This is a genomic window from Neobacillus niacini (assembly GCF_000759675.1).
GTDB classification, from domain to species: Bacteria; Bacillota; Bacilli; order Bacillales; family Cytobacillaceae; genus Neobacillus; species Neobacillus niacini_A.
Map to the genome: position 1 here is coordinate 81,725 of NZ_BAWM01000037.1, position 23,847 is coordinate 105,571.

The window sequence follows — 23,847 nt, forward strand, 5'->3', positions numbered from 1 at the left end:
AAAAAGACCCCCAAATTAATGTTATGGGGATCTTTCTTACTCAATTCTCAAATGAAAAGTAAGCTCATTAGCTGCATGCTTCGCTATGCTTTGTGCTTCTTCCAGCGTATTTCCTCGAGCAATAACATATGCATACCGGTGCCCCATAGACAACGGAGGTGTTACATACGTCCCGCTCTTTGGCTTAACGTACACTTCAACTACTCCAGGAGTTGCCATAGCCCTTTCCTTACCTGTAACCTTTTCTAATATACCTTTGTTTTCAAGGATGACATACTGTGTAAATACATAGTTATTAGTGCGTTTTTCTAGTGATGGTACCCCTCCAGCTAACATCATTAGTGTTTCTTCTACTAAGCTATAACCAAATGCAGCTTGGATCATCTTGTTCATCGCACCACCCGATATCCTTGGGTTACTTTCAATCAATTTCCAGCCGTTCTCTGTCAATCTTAATTCTAAATGGAAAGCACCATTTTTAATATCTAACGAGGAAACGATTGTTTCAATCACATCCCGTAAACTCTCTTCTAGATATGACGGTACTTCGGCTAACACCCCATACCCTGTAACAATAAACCGTTTCCCCTTTGTAATTTCCTGCTTGATGATAACACCAATGAGAATCTTCCAGTTGGTGACAAGAACCTCCACTAAATATTGTTCGCCGTCCACATATTCTTCAATGATAATCGTTTCATCTGGATATTTAGTTCTTAGTTTACCTACTTTTCTTTCTAATTCTCTCATGGTTGCAGCAAATAAAACATCCTTTGAGCCAGTTGAAGAAGGACACTTCACTACCACTGGGAACTTTAATTTCTTGTAAGTGAGAGCAAAAGGCAATTGAACATCTTTCGTTACTAACTTAAACCTGGGCGTGAATGATTGTCTAGCAAAAAAAGTTCTAGTTTTTTCTTTATCTTCCATAATCGAAATGGCTTTCGTTGATACATAGTTATCACAAAATTCATCGGCTAATGTGGAGGCTATATGAACATATTTTGCTACAAAACTGGTAATGATGACCACTTCATTTCCCCGTTGTTGCAATAAATATATTTGGTTTTTTAATTCTTCCAGGTTGCTTGTATCCACTAAAGTGAGTTGATGAACATCCATATATTCACTTCTTTGCTCGATTTGTTTTTCTTGATCAGTAAAAACAACCGTAACATATCCTAATTCATTTGCTGCTTTTACAGCTTCTCTGCTCGACCCGGATTTATTTAATCCAATAAAAACAATTGTTCTCATTCTCCTCACTCCTATGTTTCCCTGATAAAGATGAACGCCCTATATGTTATGAGGGAAATGGAGTTTTGTATGGACTTTTTTTCAACAATTAACGAAATTTCGTGTCATCTACCTAAAAAAACACGATGAATATATCTCACCGTGTTAAACTCCTAATAAATTAAGTTGATAAATTCTTCTTTTGAAACATTTCCAAAATAGTAGGTTGTATCAACATCTTTAAGTGCTGCTTCTAACTTGCTCTTTTCGTAGCGAACATGCTTTAGTTTATTCTCAATTTCACTTACATCCCCAACACCAAAAAAGTCACCGTATATTTTACAGTTCTCAATGACTCCTTTATCAACATCTAAGCGGACATCAATTTGCCCCACTGGGAAACGATGGGAATGCTGGAGATTAAATTTTGGAGATTTCCCGTAGTTCCAATCCCAATTTTGATAGCGTTCCTTTGATAGTTGGTGAATTTTCTCCCAATCCTCTTCGGAAAGCACGTATTCCGTTACTTCTTTCCCTTGAAAAATAAATTTCAGCAAAGAGGAACGAAACTCTTCAATATTCAATTTCTCTGTCAAAAACTCTGAAATATTCGCCACTCTGCTCCGGACTGACTTGATTCCCTTGGATTCAATTTTATCTTTTTTCACCCTTAAAGCTGAAACAATATGGTCCATTTCAGAATTGAAAAGAAGCGTTCCATGGGTGAACATTCTCCCCTTTGTTGAGAATTGGGCATTCCCGGAAATTTTCCTGCCTTCAGCTAAAATATCATTTCTACCGCTTAATTCAGCATTTACCCCCATTTGTTTAAGGGCTGCAATCACCGGCTCCGTAAATTTGCGGAAATTATGAAAGCTATCGCCGTCATCTTTTGTTATAAAACTATAATTAAGATTGCCAAGGTCATGATAAACCGCTCCCCCGCCAGACAATCTGCGTACCACATGGATTCCATTGCTCTCAACATACTCCGTATTAATTTCTTCTACTGAATTTTGGTTTTTTCCAATGATAATCGATGGCTCATTTATGTAAAATAACAAATACGTTTCATTGATATCGAGATTTTTTAAGGCATATTCTTCAATTGCAAGATTTATTCGTGGATCGGTAATGCCTTTATTATCAATAAATAACATACTAACTTTCCCCTTCTTATAGTGAAATGGTTTGAAATTCGTCTGCTAGTTTTATTATACCCGTATATTCAGTACTTGCCTCACTGATAAGCTTAGATAAATCTCCGTAATGCGGAAGATGGGTTAAGATTAATTGTTTAATACCTGCTCTTGCTGCAAATCCCCCTGCATCTATGCTATTCATATGTCCTGCAGACTTCCCATTTTGCTGCTGATAAAAATTACATTCACATAATAACAGGTCTGCGTCTTTACTAAACTCAATAAACTCTTCTTTAAAGGAACTATCCGCCGTGTAAACAATGGATTTTCCATTTGCCTCTACTCTCATTGCATAGCATGGGACTGGATGGTCTGTTTTTAAAAAGGAAACCTGGAATGGTCCGACAGTCAGAACATCATTAGGTGAATAGGCAATTCCCTTCGTGATTTCTTTATAGGTTAATTTGGTGAATTCTGCTTTGTCAAAAGAATGTCCATAGATAGGTAAAGTCGGAAAACTCTTCCCTAAAAAGCCTTGAATCAACCGAGCATGCTGCAGTACCCCAATATCTGCAATATGGTCTGGATGATAGTGGGAAATCATCACAGCATCAAGCTCTTCAGGTTCTATACTATTTTGCATCTTCGCAAGAACACCACTGCCACAATCAATCAATAGATTAAATCCTTCATGCTGAAGTAAATATCCTGAACTTGCTTCATTTTTTTTCGGGTATCCACCCCAATAACCTATTATGGTTAATTTCATTTTAACAACCCCTTCTAGTTCTACCATACCTTTACTTTACTCAAAAACGCTAGCTAATAAAAAAAGAAGCTATTAAAAACAGCTTCTGGTTTATTCTTTTACATTTAAATACTCTAATACTCCTTTTACCGCTTCTTCACCTTGGTCAATACAATCGGGAAGCCCTACACCGCCGAAGGAGGCACTGGCTAAAAAGACCCCTGGCAGCTCTGATTTAATTAGTTCGCTAATAGTATCTAGTCGCTGTTTATGTCCCACTGTGTATTGTGGCATGGAATCTTTCCAGCGCGAAACAACAGCAAACTCAGGCTGCATACCAATATCCATTGTCCTGCTTAAATCATCAAGAACAATCTTAATGATTCTATCATCAGAAAGATCAACGATCGTTTCTTCTCCGGCTCTTCCAACATAACAGCGAAGCAGTACCTTGCCTTTTGGAGTAGAATGAACCCATTTTTTATGTGTCCATGTACAAGCTGTTATAGAATAATCACCATTTCTAGAAACAACAAAGCCCGTTCCATCAATATCGTTTTTTATGGCTTCTTCGGGAAATGCAAGTGCAACCGTGGCAACAGATGTTGAAGGAACGGACTTAAATGGATCAAAAAAACGATAGTCTGAGAACATGGATTGTGTTATTTTATGCGGAGTGGCTGCAACAACACAATCAGCAAACAATGTTTCACCGTTATTTAAATAAAGCTCATACTGTTTATTTATCTTTGTAATTTTATCAACCCGGTGCCCTTTTAATATCGAATTAGGGTCAATTTTCGCTTCAATACCTTCCGCAAAGGACTGAAGACCAGATTTAAAGGTTAAAAATGCACCTTTTTTCTTCTCAGATGATTCTTGTGTTTTCGGTTTTGAAGGTGTTGTTTTTTTCATCCCCAAGATCAGGCTGCGATATTTTTGTTCAACCTCATAGAATTGTGGGAAGGTCGACATTAAGCTCATTTGATCAATATCACCGGCATAAATTCCCGATAATAACGGTTCAATTAAATTTTCAACCACCTCATCGCCTAACCTTCTTCGGAAAAACTCACCTAAAGACTGGTCTGTATTACCAGCAGATCTTGGTAAGATAAAATCCGCAGCTGCTCTTAGTTTTCCTGGGACTGAAAACAACCCAGTAGTAATAAATGGTCCTATTTCAGTTGGGATTCCCATTATTGAACCCCCGGGCATCGAATAGAGCTTGTCATTCACAAGAACATAGGATTTCCCTGTCGAATTAGATACTAATTGATCCTCCATCCCTACTTCCTTAGCAAGTCTAATCATGCTGGTTTTCCTTGCTAAGAAGGAATCAGGACCTCTTTCAATGGTGAAACCGTCTCTTATAACTGTTTGCATTTTACCTCCGAGACGTTGTGACGCTTCGATAAGTTTGATTTCAAGAGGCAGCTTTTTATCGTTAATGATTTTTTGAAGGTAAAATGCGGCAGTAAGCCCAGCAATTCCTCCCCCAATGATTGCTACCTTCTGTTTTTCTTCCGCCACGGATGTCACCCTTCTTTCTTTTACTAATTTCGATCAGTTGGTTAATTTTTTTAATATAACGGTGGTCATTGCATCAATTAAATCTTCATGTGCGTTCGGCATCTCAGGACGATAATAGCTTGCTCCAACTTCCTCCGCTGCTATTCTACATTCGTAATCGTTATCATAGAGTACTTCTAAGTGATCACACACAAAGCCAACTGGTGCATAAACAAATGCCTTATATGGATGTTCTTTCGCTAAGTCCCGAGTTAAATCCTGGACATCTGGACCTAACCATGGATCAGGTGTATTCCCCGCGCTTTGCCAGCCAATCGCATAGTTGCTAATTCCTGCCTGTTTTGCAATTAGATCAGCTGTTTCCTGAAGCTGACTTGGATAAGGATCACCAAACTGTAAGATTTTCTCTGGAAGACTATGGGCTGAAACGATCATCATAGCGTCATTTTTTTCTTCTTGGGGCATTTGATCATATATTTCCTTAATTTTATCTGCCCAGTAGTTAATAAATTTTGGTTCATCATACCAGCTATCAATTGAAGTGATCGTCATGCCACCGAGTTTTTCTGCTTCTTCCTTTGCCCTATTATTATAGGACTTAATCGAGAAAGTTGAAAAATGAGGCGCCAAGACTATACTAACAGCCTCATTAATTCCATCTGAACGCATTTCCTTAACGGCGTCCTCGATAAACGGTTCTATATGCTTTAAGCCAAGATACATTTTAAACTGTATTTCTTCTTGAACCTGGTTAATATGTTCTTCCAGTTTTTTTGCCTGCTCAATTGTAATTTTAGCTAAAGGTGAAATACCGCCAATTGCTTCATAGCGATTCCTTAACTCTTCAATCATTTCTGGAGTAGGTTTCCTGCCATGCCGAATATGTGTATAGTAACGTTCCAAGTCATCTAAATGATATGGGGTTCCGTATGCCATTACTAGTAATCCCATTTTCTTTCTAGTCATCATCCGCACCTCATCTTTAAGTCTTGTTGCTTCCAAAATAATAAGAACTTGTCCTATAATATTGACCTCATATCAGGATTTAGAGGGCCTCTAAATATTAGGGCCCTCTTTTTTATGCATATTTTATTGTGCCAAAAAAACTGCTATCTTACCAATATTAACACTCGAGGATAGTATTTATCTGCTTAGTTTAGATGCAGAATACTCGTGGACAAATGAGGTTAATTTTTTCAACGTCGCTGGGTTTACAGCTGGGAATACACCGTGGCCAAGATTAAAGATATAGCCTCCCTGAGCCATACCTTGATCTAAGATGGCTTTCGCTCTTTCTTCAATTACTTCCCAAGGTGACAACAGGATTGCTGGGTCAAGATTACCTTGAACCGTTTTTTGAATTCCCATTTCTCTTGCTTGTTGAATCGGCAGACGCCAGTCCAATCCAACTACATCAAGCGGAAGGTCATTCCACTCCATCGCGAGATGACTAGCTCCTACACCAAACATAATCAGTGGTACATTCTCTTCTTTGAGTTCGGTAAAAATTCTAATCATGACTGGCTTAATAAAGTAGCGGTAGTCCTCAACATTCAAAGCCCCAACCCAAGAATCAAAGATTTGAATTGCTTTAGCTCCGGCCTTAATTTGCGATTTCACATAAGTGATAATCATATCAGCGAGTTTTTCCATTAAAGCAAACCATGCTTTCGGTTCAGAGTACATGAATGCCTTTGTCTTATTATAGTTTTTCGAAGGTCCTCCTTCAATCATGTAACTGGCGAGCGTAAAAGGAGCACCAGAAAATCCAATTAAAGGTACTGACAATTGTTCTTGAGTTAACAATTTAATCGTGTCTAAAACGTATGGTACGTCCTCTTCAGGATGAATTTCACCAAGTTTTTCAACATCTGCTAATGAAGTGATTGGATTGTCAATTACAGGACCAATACCAGATTTTATCTCAACCTGCATTCCAATTGCCGGAAGCGGTGTCATGATATCTTTATAGAGAATAGCCGCGTCAACATTGTACTGTTCTACAGGAAGGCGGGTTACATAAGCGCATAGCTCAGGCTGGTGCGTAATTTCAAACAAAGAGTACTTTTCTTTAATCTCTCTATACTCTGGTTGTGAACGCCCTGCTTGACGCATGTACCAAACTGGTACGTGGTCTGTCTTTTCTCCTCTTGCTGCTTTTAAAAATGTTTCGTTGATTTGCTTCGTCATGTAAATAAATCCACCTTTCAAAAAGACATGTCTGGTTATATTTTAATATATGTAGCAAAAAATTAAAAACTTCATAGATTACATAGCACAGTTCTCACTATATCGATTATTCCTATTTGTGTATAGGTTACGATGATAAGTGTCAAAAAAAAGTCGTTTTTTCATTATTAAAATTTTTAAATTCCTTTCACCACTTTAATACAGATTCATATTCTGTATTACAACCTAAGGGCGAATGCCTATTTTTCGTCCTTAGATGAAGATGAAAGGAGGTCATTATATGCTTATTGAGCTTTCAGCTCTCCATTGGATATTTGTTGTCTTTATTGCTCTTATTATTGGATTTATGGTCAAACGGAGAGATACGACACTTATTTGTATTGTCGGGATATTCCTGATTGCCATAACTGCAACGGGATCATTAAGCAATTCAGTTAGCAGTATTTTCAACAGTTTTATTTATGCGATTACGGAGTTGTTATCCACCATTTTAGTCATTTCGATTATTGTGGCAATGAGCAAAACCTTAACTTCTACCGGGATAAACGATGTGATGATTTCACCTTTTACAAAATTAATCCGTAACCCTGCACTCGCTTATTGGACCATTGGTATATTAATGATGGTCATTTCCTGGTTCTTCTGGCCGTCTCCGGCTGTTGCCCTCCTTGGTGCGGTACTGCTTCCTGTTGCCTTACGAGCGGGACTTCCAGCTTTAGGTGTTGCAATGGCAATGAACTTGTTTGGGCATGGTATAGCCTTATCAGGTGACTTTGTCATTCAGGCAGCACCGAAATTAACATCAGATGCTGCTGGAATTCCAATCAGTGATGTCATCAGCGCTAGTATTCCGTTAGTATTTACAATGGGGATTGTCACCACTATTGCAGCCTTCTATTTCCTAAAGAGAGATATGAAAAACGGTGTACTGCAGCCAACTCCTTATGTGCCTATGGATTCAGAATTAGAAACAACCTCTGAGAAAAATCTCCTTACTATTGGGCAGAAACGATTCTTTGCCATTCTTGTTCCTATTTTATTTGCCATCGACGTTGCTGGAATGCTTATCCTCGACCTGACTGGCGGTGACGCAACTGCTTTAATTGGCGGCACTTCAATCTTTATCCTTCTCCTAATTACCATGGTCAGCCATAAAACCAAGGGTCTTGAAAAATCTACAGGCTATTTAATCGAAGGATTCACATTCGGATTTAAGGTTTTTGGCCCCGTCATTCCAATTGCAGCATTCTTCTATTTAGGTGACGCTGGTTTTGGAAAAATCATTGGTGACTTTTTACCAAATGGGTCTCATGGAATTGTAAATGACCTTGGTATTGCGTTAGCAAATGTTGTTCCGTTGAGTAAAGTGGTCGGAGCCGTGACACTAACCACGGTAGGAGCTATTACAGGTTTAGATGGCTCAGGATTTTCGGGAATATCACTAGCAGGGTCAGTCGCAGGTTTATTTGCGGTCGCTATAGGTAAAGGGGTTGCCACTCTAACTGCTCTTGGTCAAATAGCTGCCATTTGGGTTGGAGGCGGAACACTCGTACCTTGGGCATTAATCCCTGCAGCAGCTATTTGTAATGTTGACCCATTTGAGTTAGCAAGGCGGAATCTACTTCCAGTCGTAATCGGTCTTGCAGTTACTACTATCGTAGCTATGTTCTTAATATAAATAAGAGGCTGCGGCCTCTTTTTTATGGTTATTTTTTCAATTTCTTTTTAAAGAAATTGTAAATAAATATCGATACCATCACCCAAATATAACCAAATACATAACCGCCAATAACATCTGTAGGGTAATGGACTTGGAGAATGATTCGACTTGCACCAATTAATAGTAATAACAGTGCTGTTAATAGGATAACCATTTTTCTTGCTGTATCTGACTTCATTTCTTCAATTACAAGATAGGCAATAAAAAAATAGCAAGTTAATCCTACCATGGCATGTCCACTTGGAAAACTTAAGCTATCGACATGTGCCAGATGTTCAAGTTCAGGTCTTTGGCGTGCAATAAGGTCCTTTAGAAGTTTATTAACTTCATTTCCTAGAGCGACAGATAAAGTAATAGCGGCAGCCCCTAAGAAATTTCTTTTTATCAGCAATAACCAGCCCAACACAAGCAATGCGACTATACCGATTCCTTTTTTATCTCCTAGTTCCGTTAATAGAAGAAAAAATGGGTTGAATGCATCTGGTACATAAGCAAATAAATCAGCAAGCTTATCATCTATCCAAAAAGTTTGTTTAGCAGCTACTTTGATAGAAGTATAGAGTGCTATTACAACACCAAAACCTAAATATAAGTATGTATAACTATTTCTTTTATTTACCATTTTTTATAATCCTTTCTCTTAACAAACTCTATAAAATTATAAAGAAAATTAACTTTTAAATCTACATAATAGTGTAATAGTGTTAAAATAGTTTGAAAACAAGATAAAAATTTAGGTGTTTGGAGGATTCATATGTTGAAGCAAATGTTTTTAAAATTAGAAGATTACTATGAAGAAATGGTATCCATTCGTCGGTATATGCACCAGCACCCGGAATTGTCCTTTCAAGAATATAACACCGCACAGTATATACAGGAATTTTATGAAAAACTTGGAATTGAAGTAAAAGGAAATATTGGAGGAAATGGTATTGTAGCAAAAGTTTATGGTAAAAGACCCGGAAAAACTGTGGCATTAAGAGCAGATTTTGATGCTTTACCTATTCATGATGAAAAGGATGTACCTTATAAATCATTAGTTCCGGGGGTCATGCATGCCTGTGGCCATGATGGACATACAGCAACTCTTCTTGTACTCGCAAAGGTACTGGATGAATTGAAGGATGACCTTGAAGGAAACTATGTCTTTATTCATCAGCATGCTGAGGAATTTGCACCAGGCGGAGCAATCACAATGATTGAGGATGGTTGTTTAGAAGGTGTTGATGTCATATTTGGAACTCATTTATGGGCAAGTGAACCAACCGGAACCATCCAATATCGAACCGGCCCGATTATGGCCGCAGCTGATCGTTTTGAAATTGATATCCAGGGCAAAGGCGGACATGGTGCACAGCCTCATAAGACAAAGGATGCCATTGTCACAGCTTCACAGCTAGTTTTAAATTTACAACAAATTGTCAGTCGGAAGGTAAATCCAGTTGAATCAGCGGTGGTTACAGTAGGCACGTTTATGTCTGAAAATGCATTTAACGTAATAGCGGATAAAGCAAAGCTTATTGGGACCGTCCGAACCTTTAATGATAATGTTCGTCAATACATTGAAGAGGAAATGGATAGAATTATTAAAGGAACATGTTACTTGTCTGACAGCACATATAACTTTGTGTATGAGAGAGGTTATCCAGCAGTAGTCAACCATGGAAAAGAAACAGAATTTCTTATTGCTTCGGCGAAGGAAGTTCCTGAGGTAATTACGATTGAGGAATCTGAGCCGCAAATGGGGGGAGAAGATTTTTCCTATTACTTAAAGGAAATACCAGGAACCTTCTTTTTCACAGGCGCAAAACCCCCTGGTGCCAATCCAGGCTATCCACACCACCATCCAAAGTTTGATATTGATGAGAATGCCATGTTAATAGCAGCAAAAACGCTTGGGACTGCAGCAATAAAAATACACGGATCTAAATAAGCAAAACCCCTGAACTCAATTAAAGTTCAGGGGCTTTTTTTAGGATTCTTAACCTATATACGTTCATCGCAGTTTCTCCTAAATGCTTAAGAAGATTGTTATTGGCATATGCACCTACGAATGCACCGATTCCTGGCACTAACTGGAACATTTTAACAAGATCTATATAATCTCTATATTCCTGTTGAAATTTACGCCAATCCATTTCAACAAGTTCTTGATTTCTCTCATCCCAGTTTTCAATTTCAGATAATGTTTCTCGACGGATATCATCACTTGAAAATGCAAGCTGAAAGATATGAAGAATAAATAGCCGCTCTTCAAATTCTTTCGTGTTAAATCCATAAATAGCTGCAGCTTCAAAAAGAAATTTCATTTTAATGGAAAGTAGTAAAGGAAAATCAGCCAGCCCAAGCAGGATTCCCCCAGCCCCTGTACCCGCACCTTCAACCAGTGCAGTTTTCTGAAAGACAGCTGTCTTTTTTCTCATTAATTCATCACGTTCTTCTAGTGTTAGTCCTGCAGCTTGATCTTTGTTGGTGGTGAGTTGTGATCCAAATAACGTGGTTTTGACCATTCCCTTTATGCTTTCTGTCATCACTTCGTGAACCTTTTCAGGAATCATTTCATTTAATCTGCCTTGAGCTTTTTTTGAAATTCGATTCATCATCCCTGAACGTCTTGTTAGTTTTCTTTTCCATTCGACCACTTCACCATATACCTTTAACTCATATTCATTCATGCTCCCACCCCCTTTAGCAAAAGGATATTAGTTTTTCTCCGAATCCATTCATGCTTTTAGTCTATTCTTACTATAAACATTTACAAATAAAAAACTAAATAGTAGTCCAGAGAGAAGGACTAATAACGCATACAACCATTCCCCTTTAATCAAAATAATTACGGAAAATATCGAGGATTGAATGATAAGAATCCTCATTAGAAGGGAATGAAAAGCAGCTGTTTTATGGTTTTGAGACACTGGATATAAGTCAACCCAAAGCTTGTTTTGGTGATGATTCCATAATGGCAGCAGTTGGAACCCAGTTAAATAAATAAATAAGAGAGAAAGAACGATTTGCCCCACCCCAAAGGAGATAAAATACACGGCAAATGCACCAATTACCGTTAATCGAATAAAAAGACCTAAATAATCTGATGCCCTAAGGAATGTCCTTGCGAATAAATAATGATAAGTATTATCTTGTGAAAAGGAAATTCGATTAATAAACAAGTCCAGCCATTTTCTTCTTTTCACAGTATCTTTTACTTTCGGTACATCTGTGAATAAATTGGCTAGTCGATAAAAAGACGACATCCGCTTCTCTTCTTGAGCAATAAGCAGATCCCATTTCAACCCCATTTTTCTTGTCCTGATATAAAAGGAGCGATAATAAGACGCCATAATTAAAGCAAATATCAGTAAAAAAAGGATATTTGCATTGTTAAAAAGCAAGAAGGTAAATAACACATTAATGAAATACCGGACGAACATGTCCCAAGTATAAACAGATGGCTGCACAAAATAATGAATCTTCCAGTTTACCGCAATATTCCATGCTTTAATAGCCAACAGGATGATTAGGAAAATAAAAAATGATTGAAAGCCGTTTGCACTGACATGCGCATACATTGGCATCAATACCGCTAAAACCATCAATAAAATATATCCTTGAAAGATGAGACTAATCAATCCAGAACGGAAAAAATAAGGCTTTAATCTCGTTTCAAGCGGAATCAAAAATACCTGGTCAGCTTCAAGTAAAAAAGTATAAACAGGACTGTGGGTTAAAAACACACCTAATATGACAGCAATAATAATCTCTGCAGGAAAATCCGGTGACAATGAACTTATCCAATTTTGATAATAAAAGGCAGCCGTACCTATTAAAAATAGCAAGACGACGACTAGGTGACCATTTAATATATAACGAAGATAAACCCCAAATTCTTTTAAACGATGGACAGATCTGTCTTTCCATAGCTTTTTCTCATCAAACATATTTTTCTTCCTTCGTTAATTGGATATATAGATCATCTAAAGAAGCTGCAGGCATTGAGAACTGCTCTCTCAGTTCATCAAGAGTACCTTTTGCACGAACTTTTCCTTCATGAAGAATGACAAATCTGTCACAGTATTTTTCGGCAGTGGCTAGAATATGGGTTGACATTAATATACCCGCACCGTTTTCTTTCATTTTTTTCATTAAGTCCAGCAAAGATTGAATTCCAAGTGGGTCTAGACCAACGAATGGTTCATCAACGATGTAAAGAGAAGGCTGAACTAAAAAAGCGCACATGATCATTACCTTTTGTTTCATTCCTTTAGAAAAATGAGCTGGAAACCATTTCAGTCTTTTTTCCATTCGAAATTCAGCAAGTAATTTCTCAACCCTTGTCTTATATGTAGACTCATCTAATCCGTACGCCATAGCAGTTAATCTTAAATGCTCTTCAAGGGTGAGCTCTTCGTATAAAACTGGTGTTTCCGGAACAAAGGTAAACATTTTCCGATAAACTTCCTTATCTTCATTAATTGAATGTCCATTTATTTTCACTGCACCACTATGCGGCTCCATTAAACCAATAATATGTTTAATGGTTGTACTTTTTCCGGCACCATTTAGACCGATTAATCCAACCAATTCTTTTTCATTTACTTCAAAAGTTACATCTTTTAGAACTGGATTCCTTGTATACCCTCCGGTTAGGCTTTCAATCGATAATAAAGACATGTATTCCGTCCTTCCATAACATAATTACCTTTCATTTTACCAAATCAAAATTGATAAAAATAGGATTTCAAATTCTTTACGTTTTTTTTTGTATATTTCATTTCAAACGGGACATCATAATATTTGAAGGGGAAACACCTACTCGATGAAGTGATTCATCAACAATTTGAAATGAGGTGTCTGTCAAAGACATTTAACTTTTCAAACAAGTAGCTTCTAAAACGTTTCAAATAAGGGGATGGTTGTTTTGCACAAGTTGCCTGGTAACCATTTAGAGTTCAACTAACACCAGCTATTTATCAAAAAAATAAATGAGGTGTTTACGGCAGATTATCATCCGTTTTTATAAGTTGGTAAAACATATAAAAACAACATAGGGGATGGTCAGCTTGAACAAAGATTACTGTTTATAAAAAAACACTAAATTATCAAATGAGGTGTTTATCAAACGTAATTCCTGAATGAACGTATAATATGAAGCAATTCCCCTTCGAGAGGGCAGGATTCCATGCGGATCCTGTCTCTTTCTTTTTTATTGCGGCTATATATGGTAAAATACGGATAAAAGTTAGTAAAGGGGTTGTTTATTAAATGAGTGATTGCATCTTTTGTAAAATTGTTAATGGTGATATCCCAGCAGCAAAAGTATTTGAAAATGAACATGTATTAGCCTTTCTAGATATTAGTCAGGTAACAAAAGGACATACACTAGTTATTCCTAAAGTCCATAAAGAGAATTTGTTTGAACTGACTCCTGAGATCGCTAAAAACCTTTTTGAATCTGTACCGGCAATTGCAAATGCCTTAAAAAAGGAATATAAGCCCCTTGGTTTAAATTTAGTTAATAATAACGGTGAACATGCGGGACAAACGGTCTATCACTTCCATATGCATTTAATTCCACGCTATGGTCAAGGGGATGGATTTGGCGCCGTATGGAAAACAAATACGAGCGATTATTCTCAACAAACACTAAGAGAGATGGCAGAAAATATCAGTAAGCACTTATAAAGAAGGATTAAATTATCTGAAAATTATTTCTTTATTATTCTATTATTCCTGTGCTATAATGATAACAAGTTTTTCGCTGTAGGCATTTAGCGCACTACAGGAGGAACAAATAGCTGAGTTCAGCAGAGGAGAGATGAGAAATGAATACAAAGAATCTAGTAGTCCTATCGCTTTTGGCGGGAATTGGGGTAGTGTTGCACACGGTAATGCCGGCCTTTCTTACAATTAAACCAGATATGATGCTGGCAATGATGTTTTTGGGAATTATTCTTATTCCAGATATTAAAAGTGTTATGCTATTGTCTATTGTAACCGGAGGATTATCAGCGCTCACAACCGGTTTTCCAGGTGGTCAGCTTCCGAACATCATTGATAAGCCGATAACAGCCTTGATCTTTTTTGGTTTATTTTTGGCATTAAGGCAATACCGAAGCTCAATTATTAGTGTTGCTATCTTAACTGCAGTTGGGACATTAGTTTCAGGCTCTGTCTTTTTGGGAGCAGCATATTTCATTGTAGGATTACCAAGTTCTTTCACAGCACTTTTTGCTGCTGGTGTTTTACCTGCAATTGCACTGAACACAATAATTATGGTTATTTTGTATCCAGTTGCTCTTTCAGTTGTAAAAAGAACTAAATCATCATCTATTGCCATTTCAAAATAACACAAAAGAAAAGAACCTCAGAAAGGTTCTTTTCTTTCTATAAGCATCTAATATGAATGATCAAAACCTTGATAAAATAATGGTCACAACCAAAATTATACCTCCACCGCCAGCTAAAGCTGATGCACGTTTTTTTAAAACTTGTTTAGGTGGATAAAACCCTGGTCTTTTTAAAGCTAACGTATTCCAAATAGCACCGGCAAAAAGCAATATACTTAGTAAAAAAAGAACCGAAATTACGCTTTTCATATACTACCCCCTATTGAAGACCCAAGAGTTGATACTATCATTAATATGTTTTTCTGTCCTTCCCTATGTTGAATATTCAAAAGGTTGGAATTATTAGGAGAAAAAACGTAAAATAAAGAAGAAATATCTTTTCAGATTAGTACTAAAAATAAAAAAATATAAATATCAAGTAGAAAAAAACGTAATTTCTAAAAATTTTGTGAATTTACATCTTTATTAATTTTTATTTTATTGGCATAATGTTAATAGAGAAATAAAAAAGTAGGTGAAAATGGGGATGTCGGAGAAACAGTATTCATTGAAAGAAGCGATGCTATTTACCCAAAGGATTGGACAATTAAGTAAAGCCTTGTGGAAATCGATTGAGAAGGATTGGCAGCAATGGATAAAGCCTTTTGATTTAAATATTAATGAACATCATATTCTTTGGATTGCATATCATTTAAATGGGGCTTCCATTTCAGATGTGGCAAAGTTTGGTGTCATGCATGTCTCAACAGCATTTAATTTTTCAAAAAAGTTAGAAGAAAGAGGATTGCTTCAATTTTCAAAGAAAGAAAACGATAAACGGAATACGTATATTCAGCTCACCCCTGAAGGTGAAGATATCTTTCTAAAAATTATGGAATCCTATCAGCCTACAGGCAATGCCGCATTTTCTGGCGCCCTGCCATTAAGAGAATTATATGGGAAGTTTCCCGATATTATTGAAATGATGGCCATTGTTCGCAATATTTATGGCGAGGACTTTATGGAGATCTTTGAACGTTCTTTTCAAAATATTGAAACAGAATTTAAAGAAGATGATGGAAAACTTAAGAAGATGGAGAAAACAGAACAAGAACTCTCTTGATGTTTAAAGACATTTAATAAACTCTCTAAAAAGGGCTTCGTATAGGTGTTGCTCTATACAAGCTTGAACTACTTCCTTTGCGTCAAGTTTTTCCGGTAATAAATATAGAAACTCATTAAAAAGCGGATGAAAATTTATAAACCCTTCCGCTTTTTGTTCTTCCATTTTTTTGTTCAAATTCTCACATAGTTGGTCGAATGCCTCTACTTCCTGTTCTGAAATTCCATTCTCTATTACCAATCTATAGAATTCAAGATTTGGGGCAGCTAGCATCTTTAAAAGCAACCTTTGATGGTATTCGAGAAGATTCACTCGGGCTTGTAATTCAATATAATAATCCATTGACTTCGACCTCCGGTCACTGCTTTACATTCCTATGTTCATTATTTACCCTTTTCAGGCAGAGATATACTTTTTAAAAAGTTATTTCCTACTTTTCTACCATTCCTTTTAACTATCTTTTTTTGTGAATTTTTGATAATGTATTAACATAAATGAACATCAGGGAGGGAATCGTTGATGATCTCCATTTTTATTGTCTTGGCCATTTTTATTTTGTTTTATGTTAACAAGATGACCAATTCCCTTTGTATTCAAAAGGATATTCCAGAAGAACGCCAGCATAAAGTATTTCGTACAATTAATGTACTTGTCACGATATTATTGATTTCTTCCTATGTGGAAATTTTGTATACATAGGCCTACTTTATGTAATTTTGCATGGTTACACAAAAATAGAAGCGATGAGAAATTTCTCATCGCTTTTAATTTGTTTTCAGGTTATAGCCAAGAAGCCCCAATAATTATTAATAGGATGAAAAGGACTACTATTAAAGCAAATCCTCCACCGTGGAAACCAAATGTACCAGACACACATTTCTCCCCTTTCATAAATGGTAAGCTGTTGTCTGCATCATTATATATATTCCATTAACAGCAAATCCAAGATGCTCCAACAATAATCAATAGAATGAATAGGACTACAATCAATGCAAATCCTGCTCCGTGTCCACCACTCATCGTAATACCTCCTTTATTATTTACTACGTTATACTATTCAAGCTTTAAACATTTCGACTAGGCGCTTACCTTATTTTCTTTAGAAAAAGTCCACCTTTTTCTTAATGGGTAATCATCCATAGAAAACAATACGTTTAGCCGATGGGCAGTTGAATAGTTCTTTTTTTTTATTACATGTTATCGTATGTACGAATTCTGAATTCGCAATAGGTAAATGCCCAGAATTCGAGAAACAAATACACAGAAATTTTTTGCAGTGGTTACCATTTATGGTATAGTATAGTTTGTGGACAAAAACCCACAAGAATTTACTGTTTAGGAGAGGTTCCTCATGAAAAAATGGATGTTAGCCCTTACATTTGCTGGCGGGGTTATTGCCTTAAGCGCATGTAATCAAAGCGGCGGTTCTACTGTAGCAGAAAGCAGTGCTGGAGATATTACACAGGATGAACTTTATGAAGCAATGAAGGAAAAGGTAGGGGCACAAGCATTACAACAGCTTGTCTATGAAAAAGTCCTAGCTGAGAAATACGAAGTAACCGACAAAGAATTGGATGCCAAAGTTGCCGAATTAAAAAAGCAGCTTGGAGACAACTTTGAAGCTGCACTAGCACAATACGGTTACGCAGATGAAGAAGCCTTTAAAGAGACGATGAAACTCGGCATGATGCAGGAAAAAGCTGCCATGAAATCAATCAAAGTAACAGATAAAGAAGTAAAGGAATACTACGATAACTATAAGCCTGAAATTAAGGCTCGTCATATTCTTGTTGCTGATGAAAAGACTGCATTAGAAGTGAAGCAAAAGCTTGATGCAGGAGAAAAATTCGAGGACGTCAGCAATACTTACTCTACCGACGAAGCGGCTAAAGCAGCTGGCGGTGACTTAGGCTGGTTTGGTCCAGGAGCAATGGATCCTGATTTTGAAGCTGCAGCATATGCACTTAAAAAAGATGAAATCAGTGCACCAGTTAAGACATCATTTGGATATCATATCATTCAACTAACAGACAAAAAAGAAAAGAAGTCCTTTGAAGAAATGAAAGATCAAATGGAAAAAGAATTAAAATCTTCAAAATTAACGAATGAAAAGATTAATGAAATCATGCAAAAAGAAATTAAAGAAGCAAAAGTAAAAATAAGTGACAAAGACTTGAAGAACGCACTAGAGCCAGCAACTGCAGCACAATAAGAAAAAAAAAACAGAAGGGAGCTCCCTTCTGTTTTTTTATTCCGCAGCCGCTCTTTCTCCGTCACGCCGTTCCTTTTCTTGTTCAAGCCGGGTTAAATAAATTTCTCCCTCTTTTTCAATATTCTCCATTTCTAACATACGTTCTTCTCTGCCTGTTTTGATGGCCATCAATGCACTTATTACAATACCAGCCACGACTGCATATACCCAAATTGGAATAGTCATTAATTTTTACTCCTTTCGCTAGTGGTTGTCCACTTTTTTATACAACATATTCGAGTTATAGATAAATATTCTTATGTGCAAAAAAAAATAACCCAGTCGGGTTATTTTATTTATGAAATAGTGGTTTATAGAACGAGCGGTTTTCTAAAGCAAATACCCGTTCAGTAAATTCTCCAGGCTTAACTCTCTCTAAGGCACGATCGAGCATGTTCATTTTTGCGTCAAGATTATCGATATAGTGGAGAATTTCTGCTTCTTTAATTAATGGCGGCTTTGGACTGCCCCACTCCGCCTTTCCGTGATGACTTAATACAAGGTGTTGGAGTATTAACACTTCCTCACCAGATATCCCGAGCTCCTCAGCAGCTTTGCCTATTTCATTTACCATAATTGTAATATGACCAAGTAAATTTCCTTCTACTGTATAAACAGTAGAAACTGGTCCCGATAATTCTACCACCTTCCCCATATCATGTAAGATCACTCCTGCGTAGAGTAAGTCCTTATCAAGACTAGGATAAAGTGTTGCAATGGATTTGGCTAGATCAAGCATACTAACAACGTGATAGACAAGTCCTGACACAAACTCATGATGATTCTTTGTTGCAGCTGGATACTCTAAAAACGCTTGCTGATGTTTTTTTAATAAATGGCGGGTAATTCTTTGGATATTTGGATTTTTCATATCAAAAATATATTGTGTCAGTGTGCTGGTCATGTCCTCTTGGCTTAATGGAGCCGTCTCTAAAAAATCTTCCAATTTAACGGAGTCACTTGGTCCTGTTCTTCGAATCTGCCGGATCTTCAGCTGGCTTTTACCACGATAATTATGAATATCCCCGATAATTTTAACAATTTTTTGTCCAGTGTAATTCTTTTCATCCTCTTCGTTGGCGTCCCAGAGTTTTGCTTCGATCTCACCACTTTGATCTTGAAGGATAAGTGTTAAGAATGGCTTTCCATTACTTGCAATCCCTTTTGTAGCGCTTTTTATAAGTAAATACAGATCCACCTGTACTCCAAAATCATATTGTAGAATTCCTTTATTCATCTCTCTCGCTCCTTCCCAATAATACAAGTATAACATTCTCTATGAAATTACTTCGACATTCCCTTTATGAAGATACTGAACCTTTTCTGGTTGAAAATACTGAAGTAAATGTGTATGACAGGTAAAAAATAATATTTGATTATCTTTAAGCGTTGTTAAAAGCTCCATCACCTTTTTGGTTCGGTTAGCATCAAAATTCACAAAGCTATCATCGATGATAATGGGAAAACGATACTTTTCGTAAAGTGTGACCACCAGCGCCAATCTAATAGAAACGTATACTTGCTCCGTAGTAGCTTGACTTAACTCATTTGCCTCAAATAGAGTGTGATCACTTCTTTCAATCAGAAAACCAGTTCCGGACTGTTGAAGGTGTATACGCTCATATTGTTCCTCGGTAAGAAAGTAAAGGTATTCCTCTGCTTTAGCAAGCATTCTAGGCAAATGGACGTTTTTATACTTTTCAACCGTTTTTGATAGTATGTTTTGTGCTAAACAAAATACTGACCATTCTTTTGCAGCTTCCACTATCTCAAACTTTTGCTGTTTATAGTGGTGAAGTAACTCAGAGTAGGATCCTCCCTCTTCAAGAATTTGAATCTGATAGTTAGCAGCGGCTTGTTTTTCCTGCAGTTCAATTAATCTAGATGATAACGTTTCTTTCTCTTCATGATAATCGATTAATAGTCCTTCTACATTATGAATTTGAAACAATCTTTCTATCTCGACTTGCTTTAGGAAAGAGGATTGTACCTGCTTACTTATGTCTGCAAGCCTTTCGATGAGCTTTATCTTTTTTTCGACTTTTTTACCAAGCTTATAGTATGCCTCTTCTTCCTCTACATTGGCTTCTTCAAGGAGTTTTTTCTTTTCTGCGATTAGATGTGCTTGCTCCAGTTTCATTTGATTAAGATCTGCCTCAAGGTCATCAAGCTTTCCTTGCTTTTCTTGAATTTTTATTAACTTTCCATGTTCTTCCTTTAGTTTGTTCCGTAATAAATACCCAATTTTTGAAAAATCACTAGCTTGGTCTACTAAATATTGGTTTGAGTAAGAAGTGAGTCTTTTCGTAATGTTTTCCTGTTCAAGGCTAATTTTTTCCAACCTTGCTAACAAATTCTTTTTTTCTCTTCCTACTAGTTTATATTGTTCAATTAGCTGAAATGCTTCAAGGAAAAAAGAATGGGCAATATATTCCGGTATATGAAGTTCACTGCTCAGTTTTACTATCATTTCCTTATTTTCTGCTGCTTCGATTTCCCACTCCTCAAATTTCCTGATTACTTTTTCATATTGAGTTTGCTGCTGTTCGAGCTTTATCTTTAATAGCTGTTGCTGCTCTTTCCTGTGATTATCTTGATTTAATTTTTCTAGAATGGCTGGGATGTTACTATTTATATATTCCTCTAGTTTTTGCATTAACTTTTTTTCATTTTCTAACAACCGACTTAGTTCCTGATTGCTCTTTGATTCATTTTTACGAGTAAGGTTTTTACTAAGGAAAACTCCAATTAGAAAGCTTCCTAATACACAAAAAACTAACAGTATCCATTGCTTTGTATACAAGCCATACAGTGATAGAACCAGCAATATCGCTCCAATGGTTAAGAATTGAATTTGTTTTTGCTTATTGATCTTAGCCAATGTTTTTTTATCTTGTTCATGAGTATGTTGATAATACTCTATTTTGTCTTGGACTGCCTTTAAATCGTATTCGACTTTTCTTTTTTCACTTTCCTCACTTACTAACTTTTCAAGCCTTGCTCTTTCATGAAGTGGGATCATTTGGCTTTCTGTAAAGCGAACTTTTCCTTCTAGCTCCTCAAGAGAGTTTTTTTCTTCTCGAAATTTCTCCTCAAGATCCTGTTTTACATCTAAAAGCTTTTGCTTTTTTCGTGCTGCCTGCTCTACTTGATTTTTTATATATATATTCGTGTTTATCGTCTGGACTTCTTCTTCTTTTAAAGGTAAGTGTAGTCTTTCGTTTATGATGGAGATTTTTTCTTCCAAATCAACCAATTTCAATTCACATTGTTGTTTTTCTAAAGTCAGCTGTTCATAAATGGGCACCTTCTCTAATACAGCAAGAATCTGGGACTCATTAGCAAGCAATTGCTTTTCTGGCTGTATAGAGGCAACTTCATTTTTTAATTGAGTGATTCTTTCCATTAAACTTGAAATCTGAGCATTATAGGGGTAAATTAGCTGATTTATTTTTTCTAGTCGTTCAACACCTCTAGCAGGGAATGAATATTCCCCTAATAACTTGATTTCAGTATTGATCCATCTCTCCTCTTTGACGAGTGAATGGATCCTCTGCCACTCATTTAATTTTTCAACCTCGCCCTTTAATTCCTGCAGAGAATTACTTATTCTCTCTACTTCTTTTTGTATCTTTTCTTTATCTGAGATCAATCCTTCGTATTCTTGATTTTTGCCGGCTGCTTTTTTTAGTTCACCACTAAGTTCGTGAAGGGCTTTTAGTTTTTCATTTACCACCGGCTTCTTCCCACTCGGTTTAAAACGGGCTTCTAATTCTTTCTGGAGTTCTGCCTCAGTCTTCGCTAGTCGTTCTGTTCCGAGTGTACCAGTTGAAAATAAAAACTTGCCCAATTCCTCCCCTTTCATTTGGTGGATATTTTGCAGGCCATGTAAATTAAATGAAAAAATCGCTTGAAATAACCCTTTATCCATATTTCCTAGTAATTGCTTAAGAAGGGTCTCATCTCCTGTCATCCCGTCCTCTAGCGTTACCATAACGTCCCCAGAAGCCTTTCCTCTAACCCTCTCTATAGTGGCAAGTCCAAACTCATCAAAGAAAATTCTTAGCTTACCGCCATAATTTGATCCGTTTTTCGGCACATAGCGCAGCTCCGAAGATTGCTTCGTTGGGAACCCAAATAGAATTCCATGAATAAATGCCATGATCGTGGATTTTCCTGCTTCATTTTCACCATAAAACACTTGAAAGTCAGAAAAGTCCTTTATGACTACATTATTTATTTGACCATAGCCGTATATATGTATCTCTTGGATTTTCAACCAATCATCTCCCTTCTCTATTGATACAATAATCCAATTAAAAGTTTCTCAGCTTTTTCCATTAATTCTCTCTGTTCGCTTTCCGTTAAACTTTTTAAATATTTTCTGCCCAGTTGATGTTCATATAATGGTGCTATTGCATTTTCGGGATTCTGATAGTCATCGATTGTTGCAAAAAGCTCCGAATAAAAATCAGCTTCATTCATTAAATTTTTTCTATCAATCTGCTGGTTATCCTCTAGGTTCAAATTAACGATCCAAACAAATGATTCTTCATCATTTTCATAGTCTAACAATAACTCAAGAAGTTCTATATCCAGGATTTTTTGCTCTTGGAAATCATCCAATTGAACATTTTTTAGGTTCAAGGTTAGTAGAGTACCAATACCGGCTTTACGCAGCCGTTCGATTGTAAGTTGACACAATTGAAAGATTTCTTGAAAATTTTGTGCGGAAGCGGTATCGACCGAAACTTCCTCCCATACCACGTCAGAAGTTTCTACAAATACCTTTTTGGTTTCGAATTCATTTAACGTAACATGATAACATCCCTTTACCCCTAATTCCTTTTTATTACGTCCTTGGAGGTTACCAGGATAAATGATTGGCGGCGTTTCAGATAATATTGTCCGTTTATGGATATGTCCTAAAGCCCAATAATCGAATTGTTTCTCAAGGAGATCCTTGATAGAAAATGGGGCGTAATTATCGTGGTCCGTTCCTCCACCTTCATTCCCATGAAGGATTCCAATATGAAAATCGGCAGGATCATGTTTTTGATAGTCATCGATTCTTTTATCAAGAATATGTCGCTGAAGATAACTAAATCCATATAGATGGACTGTCTCGCCACGTTTTGTATGGAATACCTTCATTTCCACTTCACTGCCAAAGAAATGAACGTTCGAGGGCATATCAAGATGTACCCATGAGCCATTTAAATGATCATGGTTTCCATGAATAACATAAACGGGAATTTCCTTTTGTGAAAGCTTTTGCATTTCATTCCGGAAGCGTGATTGTGCACGTAAGCTTCTATCTTCACCATCATATAAATCCCCGGCTAAAATAACAAAATCTACGTTATGATCAATAGCTGCTGCTGTAAGTCTTTCTAATGCTGCGAACGTACTCCCTCTCACTCTTGAAAGGATGTTAGCAGGCAAATGCTTTAAGCCAACCATAGGACTGTCCAAATGCAGATCTGCAGCGTGTAAAAATGATATCTGTTTCATAGAATGCTCCTTTCAGTGAGTTTTTCTTTATTGTAACACCCACAAAAACCGAATGCACGTTCTGAAT

The 23,847-nt window shown here is 36.8% G+C and carries 25 protein-coding genes; 7 read left to right on the top strand and 18 right to left on the bottom strand.

Annotated elements, in window-relative coordinates; genetic code table 11:
- Window positions 1-36 precede the first annotated feature (36 nt).
- From TR08_RS16175 to hemE, 6 genes are all read right to left on the bottom strand, one after another.
- On the bottom strand, window positions 37-1,257 hold the full coding sequence (locus tag TR08_RS16175; protein ID WP_045519842.1) for an ATP-grasp domain-containing protein: 1,221 nt from the start codon (window positions 1,255-1,257) through the stop codon (window positions 37-39).
- Between the two features lie 152 nt (window positions 1,258-1,409).
- A complete protein-coding gene (locus TR08_RS16180) occupies window positions 1,410-2,396 on the bottom strand; it encodes a lipoate--protein ligase (RefSeq protein WP_045519844.1) in 987 nt (328 codons plus the stop codon).
- 16 nt (window positions 2,397-2,412) lie between these two features.
- A complete protein-coding gene (locus tag TR08_RS16185) occupies window positions 2,413-3,147 on the bottom strand; it encodes an MBL fold metallo-hydrolase (protein ID WP_045519846.1) in 735 nt (244 codons plus the stop codon).
- Window positions 3,148-3,237: 90 nt separating this feature from the next.
- Window positions 3,238-4,659 carry a protoporphyrinogen oxidase gene (gene hemY, locus TR08_RS16190; RefSeq protein ID WP_045519848.1) on the bottom strand — a complete coding sequence of 474 codons (1,422 nt, stop codon included), beginning with the start codon at window positions 4,657-4,659 and terminating at the stop codon, window positions 3,238-3,240.
- Between the two features lie 33 nt (window positions 4,660-4,692).
- Complete coding sequence (gene hemH / locus TR08_RS16195) at window positions 4,693-5,625, bottom strand: ferrochelatase (RefSeq protein ID WP_045519850.1); 933 nt, start codon at window positions 5,623-5,625, stop codon at window positions 4,693-4,695.
- A gap of 177 nt (window positions 5,626-5,802) precedes the next feature.
- Entirely contained in the window at window positions 5,803-6,849 is a 1,047-nt protein-coding gene (gene hemE, locus TR08_RS16200) for a uroporphyrinogen decarboxylase (RefSeq protein WP_045519852.1), read from the bottom strand.
- A gap of 280 nt (window positions 6,850-7,129) precedes the next feature.
- Between hemE and TR08_RS16205 the strand changes: the two genes are divergently transcribed.
- Complete coding sequence (locus TR08_RS16205) at window positions 7,130-8,527, top strand: hypothetical protein (protein WP_045519854.1); 1,398 nt, start codon at window positions 7,130-7,132, stop codon at window positions 8,525-8,527.
- A 28-nt stretch (window positions 8,528-8,555) separates the two neighbouring features.
- Here TR08_RS16205 and TR08_RS16210 read toward each other — a convergent pair whose 3' ends face one another.
- On the bottom strand, window positions 8,556-9,191 hold the full coding sequence (locus TR08_RS16210; protein ID WP_052427487.1) for a phosphatase PAP2 family protein: 636 nt from the start codon (window positions 9,189-9,191) through the stop codon (window positions 8,556-8,558).
- A gap of 132 nt (window positions 9,192-9,323) precedes the next feature.
- On the opposite strand from TR08_RS16210, the gene TR08_RS16215 reads away from it, so the two are divergent.
- Complete coding sequence (locus TR08_RS16215) at window positions 9,324-10,502, top strand: M20 family metallopeptidase (protein ID WP_045519856.1); 1,179 nt, start codon at window positions 9,324-9,326, stop codon at window positions 10,500-10,502.
- A gap of 19 nt (window positions 10,503-10,521) precedes the next feature.
- Here TR08_RS16215 and TR08_RS16220 read toward each other — a convergent pair whose 3' ends face one another.
- Genes TR08_RS16220 through TR08_RS16230 form a run of 3 tightly spaced genes read right to left on the bottom strand, consistent with a single transcriptional unit; the run spans window position 10,522 to window position 13,237 of the window.
- Window positions 10,522-11,244 (bottom strand): EcsC family protein, encoded by a 723-nt coding sequence (locus TR08_RS16220; RefSeq protein ID WP_045519858.1) that lies wholly within the window; start codon window positions 11,242-11,244, stop codon window positions 10,522-10,524.
- A 48-nt stretch (window positions 11,245-11,292) separates the two neighbouring features.
- Window positions 11,293-12,504, bottom strand: coding sequence for an ABC transporter permease (locus TR08_RS16225; protein WP_045519860.1), 1,212 nt, complete (start codon window positions 12,502-12,504; stop codon window positions 11,293-11,295).
- The gene (locus TR08_RS16230; protein WP_045519862.1) at window positions 12,497-13,237 is read right to left on the bottom strand and encodes an ABC transporter ATP-binding protein; all 741 of its coding nucleotides are present in this window, start codon (window positions 13,235-13,237) and stop codon (window positions 12,497-12,499) included. The genes TR08_RS16225 and TR08_RS16230 overlap by 8 nt, the downstream gene beginning before the upstream one ends.
- A 591-nt stretch (window positions 13,238-13,828) precedes the next feature.
- Between TR08_RS16230 and TR08_RS16235 the strand changes: the two genes are divergently transcribed.
- Both TR08_RS16235 and TR08_RS16240 read left to right on the top strand, forming a co-directional pair.
- Entirely contained in the window at window positions 13,829-14,248 is a 420-nt protein-coding gene (locus TR08_RS16235) for an HIT family protein (protein ID WP_045519863.1), read from the top strand.
- A gap of 140 nt (window positions 14,249-14,388) precedes the next feature.
- Window positions 14,389-14,913 carry a tryptophan transporter gene (locus TR08_RS16240; RefSeq protein ID WP_045519865.1) on the top strand — a complete coding sequence of 175 codons (525 nt, stop codon included), beginning with the start codon at window positions 14,389-14,391 and terminating at the stop codon, window positions 14,911-14,913.
- A gap of 60 nt (window positions 14,914-14,973) precedes the next feature.
- Here the strand turns inward: TR08_RS16240 and TR08_RS16245 are convergent, their stop codons facing one another.
- A complete protein-coding gene (locus TR08_RS16245; RefSeq protein ID WP_045519867.1) occupies window positions 14,974-15,162 on the bottom strand; it encodes a hypothetical protein in 189 nt (62 codons plus the stop codon).
- Window positions 15,163-15,439: 277 nt separating this feature from the next.
- On the opposite strand from TR08_RS16245, the gene TR08_RS16250 reads away from it, so the two are divergent.
- On the top strand, window positions 15,440-16,015 hold the full coding sequence (locus tag TR08_RS16250; protein ID WP_045519869.1) for an HTH-type transcriptional regulator Hpr: 576 nt from the start codon (window positions 15,440-15,442) through the stop codon (window positions 16,013-16,015).
- 3 nt (window positions 16,016-16,018) lie between these two features.
- Here the strand turns inward: TR08_RS16250 and TR08_RS16255 are convergent, their stop codons facing one another.
- Window positions 16,019-16,357: a DUF1878 family protein gene (locus TR08_RS16255; protein WP_045519870.1), complete on the bottom strand. Its 339-nt coding sequence runs from the start codon at window positions 16,355-16,357 to the stop codon at window positions 16,019-16,021.
- Between the two features lie 177 nt (window positions 16,358-16,534).
- Between TR08_RS16255 and TR08_RS16260 the strand changes: the two genes are divergently transcribed.
- Window positions 16,535-16,714: a hypothetical protein gene (locus tag TR08_RS16260; RefSeq protein ID WP_045519871.1), complete on the top strand. Its 180-nt coding sequence runs from the start codon at window positions 16,535-16,537 to the stop codon at window positions 16,712-16,714.
- Window positions 16,715-16,795: 81 nt separating this feature from the next.
- Here the strand turns inward: TR08_RS16260 and TR08_RS16265 are convergent, their stop codons facing one another.
- Window positions 16,796-16,906 (bottom strand): YjcZ family sporulation protein, encoded by a 111-nt coding sequence (locus TR08_RS16265; RefSeq protein WP_152597437.1) that lies wholly within the window; start codon window positions 16,904-16,906, stop codon window positions 16,796-16,798.
- Between the two features lie 39 nt (window positions 16,907-16,945).
- Window positions 16,946-17,035 carry a YjcZ family sporulation protein gene (locus TR08_RS30360; RefSeq protein WP_052427488.1) on the bottom strand — a complete coding sequence of 30 codons (90 nt, stop codon included), beginning with the start codon at window positions 17,033-17,035 and terminating at the stop codon, window positions 16,946-16,948.
- A gap of 331 nt (window positions 17,036-17,366) precedes the next feature.
- Between TR08_RS30360 and TR08_RS16270 the strand changes: the two genes are divergently transcribed.
- On the top strand, window positions 17,367-18,227 hold the full coding sequence (locus tag TR08_RS16270; protein ID WP_045519874.1) for a peptidylprolyl isomerase: 861 nt from the start codon (window positions 17,367-17,369) through the stop codon (window positions 18,225-18,227).
- Between the two features lie 36 nt (window positions 18,228-18,263).
- Here the strand turns inward: TR08_RS16270 and TR08_RS16275 are convergent, their stop codons facing one another.
- From TR08_RS16275 to TR08_RS16290, 4 genes are all read right to left on the bottom strand, one after another.
- A complete protein-coding gene (locus tag TR08_RS16275) occupies window positions 18,264-18,452 on the bottom strand; it encodes a sporulation YhaL family protein (RefSeq protein WP_045519876.1) in 189 nt (62 codons plus the stop codon).
- Window positions 18,453-18,558: 106 nt separating this feature from the next.
- On the bottom strand, window positions 18,559-19,503 hold the full coding sequence (gene yhaM / locus TR08_RS16280) for a 3'-5' exoribonuclease YhaM (protein WP_045519877.1): 945 nt from the start codon (window positions 19,501-19,503) through the stop codon (window positions 18,559-18,561).
- 39 nt (window positions 19,504-19,542) lie between these two features.
- Window positions 19,543-22,545, bottom strand: coding sequence for an ATP-binding protein (locus TR08_RS16285; RefSeq protein ID WP_045519879.1), 3,003 nt, complete (start codon window positions 22,543-22,545; stop codon window positions 19,543-19,545).
- 17 nt (window positions 22,546-22,562) lie between these two features.
- Window positions 22,563-23,780 (bottom strand): metallophosphoesterase family protein, encoded by a 1,218-nt coding sequence (locus TR08_RS16290; protein WP_045519880.1) that lies wholly within the window; start codon window positions 23,778-23,780, stop codon window positions 22,563-22,565.
- Between the last annotated feature and the right edge of the window lie 67 nt (window positions 23,781-23,847).